Here is a 2,619-nt window from a genome sequence, read left to right on the forward strand (position 1 = left end):
CTTGGAAGGTCGAACCAGAAAAGTTGTCCGAGGGAATGGTTCCTCGGGTATATCGTTCACCGGCATCAGCCGCGAGCCAGTGTTGTGACGCCAACGCCCTACACCAGCATACCGATCGTCGTTGATCGGATAACGTCACCGTTCACCGGGCCGCGGCAAACGACATTGATTTCAGAATCCGCGCGGCCCGCGGCTCCGTGTGCAACGGATGGTTATCCGTGGTGAATATAGGTGGAAGGTGGAATGCCAGTAGACGTTCCAAAGCAAGACCGAGCAAGCCGATGGTAACAGGAGATTGCTCGCGCAAGCCATCAGGACGTTCCGTCGTCGAGCAACGAATGTCGCCCGAGCACGCCGATGGTCGGTGCGAGGAGGCTCGCGCAAGCCATCAGGAGATTGGAAGGTCGAACCAGAAAAGTTGTCCGAGGGAATGGTTCGTCGGGTGTATCGTTCACCGGCATCAGCCGCAAGCCAGTGTTGTGACGCCAAGGCCCAACACCAGCATACCGATCGTCGTTGATCGGATAACGGTGGTGATCAGCGGGGACGGGCGAACGACTTGCAAGCAGACGAGAAAACGGACCACCCGTCCTCCGTTGCATCACATGGTTATCCCACGGATTTGGGTTAAACGCCGATCGAGTCACCATGATGAATCAGTCGACCGAGCACCGTCAGTTTAGCCTTCGGCCCCTTCGGTGACAGTTGTCCGTTCCCTAGCAGTATCAGTTTAACGAGGTCCCAAGTTGAAAGCAACAAACGATGTTGTGGACCAAACGGACGAAAAGGGATCATCAACAGCGCACCGATAGCAGAACACAAATCGCCCGGAGTGTGATAACGGCAACGTTCACCGGGCCGCGGCGAAAATCATGCAAGCAGAAAAAGCCGCGCGGCCCGCGGCTCCGTGTGCAACGTATTGTTATCCCACCAATTTGCATCAGGGGTCAAGCATGAATGGAAGGAGGCTTCGTATTATCGCATTTATCTCTACACAAAAGCAACCGTAAATGAATCCAGTGAGAGCAAACGGAATTGCCACAACCACCCCGCCGACAGTTCCAAGAAACGAACCGAGTGCAAAACCTACTCCGGCAAGCATCGCACCAAAAAATGCGCCGAGCAGAAATCGCATTCCAAATTCCATTCCTTCCGAGATATTCTCCAGCTTCGCCCCAGTTGCGCACGGCTTACAGCGTCCACCATTTCGATCTGCGGTAACTTGCAAGATCAGTGCGCGACATTTCGTGCATTCAGTTTTCGATTCAAGCATTTTCGCGAGGCTGTAAGTAAGTCGGAATTAGCGAGCGCACTGGTGGGATAACGTTAAAAATCACCGGGGACGGGTAGAGAGGTAACCATTTTGTGAAAACGCCCCAACCGTCCTCCGGTGCATTTTATGGTTATCCGTTCGTGTGAATAAAGATTCCGCGTGGTCAGAGCGAAATCACTATCCCACGCACCAAATAGATAGCGGAAGGAACTGCCGATGCAATCATAACGACGATGATGCAGAAAACCCACGATCTACGGTGGAGCAATTGCGGTGGTTTTCGTACAACTGCGACACACAGAAAGCACAGTGCGAGTGCAGCAAAAGCATATGAAGTCCACACGTAAGCTGAGTAAATATTGATGATATGTGCAATGGCCTTGCCGGGCGGTAGCACTGTCGTCGGGGGCTGGGTCGCGCCAGGCTCCGAGGCGAATAGCATTGCTACCCATGAACAAACCCCGGAAGTGACTCCAATAAGTGACGCAACAGTAGTGGCCAACGGCTTTGCAACGCCGTCACAGTTTGATTGGGGTGGCTCGTACGGATTCATGCAGTCAGCAATCTCAGTCGGATAACGGTACGGTTCAGCGGGCGGCGGCGAACGACTTGCAAGCAGGCCAAAACGCTAACCACCGCCGCTCCGTTGCAACCGATGGTTATCCGCCGTCATCTGGGATAGCAGTGCTAGAGTCATTGCGTATCCCACTAGCGTCAATCTTAGCAACCATTTCGTCGTCAGAAAAGTCGCACGAGACACGTGAGGTAGTTGAGTCGTAACTAAATACCTTGTCACGTCGCGAACGGTATTCGCGGAAACCGTCGCTGTCTTGATCGACAAAGAGACTTGGGTCAAATTCGAAGAAAACAGTTCGATCAAAACTGATGGAGGCTGGTAGCGTGTCGCCACCAAGCCAAAAGACGAGCCGCTCGGCATCGTCAAGCGCGATCACAGCATCCAGATCATCGGAGTTCAAGGTTGCGTGTGGGGATACGGCATGTAGGTGGCGACGAATCTGATACTCAGTCTGCGGTGGCTTGTACCCGAAGTTTAGCTGGAATGCAGTTGTCGCCTGGGACAGAGTGTACGCCTCAAGAATCTCAGAAGTGCGCTCGTCGCGAATAGGGTAGACGTTGATTGCAGGTACGACGAGTGCCGCCAAAATCGCGATGGCAAACGCAACCACTGCGAGGGTGACCCATCGGGACGTTGGTTTGCGGCGAGACATGATAACACGCGTTAGTGCGAATGCTGGAGCAGCTCAGTCGGATAACGTCACGGATCAGCGGGGACCGGGAGTTGACTATCCATTCGTGAAAACGAACCACCGGTCCTCCGTTGCATC

At 53.8% G+C, this 2,619-nt stretch carries 2 protein-coding genes; both read right to left on the bottom strand.

Features of this window, described 5'->3' with window-relative positions:
- Positions 1-311 precede the first annotated feature (311 nt).
- Entirely contained in the window at positions 312-602 is a 291-nt protein-coding gene (locus tag CA13_RS04345; protein WP_146394758.1) for a hypothetical protein, read from the bottom strand.
- Positions 603-1,932: 1,330 nt separating this feature from the next.
- Positions 1,933-2,502 (bottom strand): hypothetical protein, encoded by a 570-nt coding sequence (locus CA13_RS04355; RefSeq protein WP_146394760.1) that lies wholly within the window; start codon positions 2,500-2,502, stop codon positions 1,933-1,935.
- Between the last annotated feature and the right edge of the window lie 117 nt (positions 2,503-2,619).

This window comes from Novipirellula herctigrandis (assembly GCA_007859835.1).
In the GTDB taxonomy this organism is placed as follows: domain Bacteria; phylum Planctomycetota; class Planctomycetia; order Pirellulales; family Pirellulaceae; genus Novipirellula_A; species Novipirellula_A herctigrandis.

What these genes read in the sequence shown, in the direction of transcription:
- CA13_RS04345 (WP_146394758.1), bottom strand. Translation starts at nt 602, where the DNA reads ATGCAACGGAGGACGGGTGGTCCGTTTTCTCGTCTGCTTGCAAGTCGT.
- CA13_RS04355 (WP_146394760.1), bottom strand. Translation starts at nt 2,502, where the DNA reads ATGTCTCGCCGCAAACCAACGTCCCGATGGGTCACCCTCGCAGTGGTT.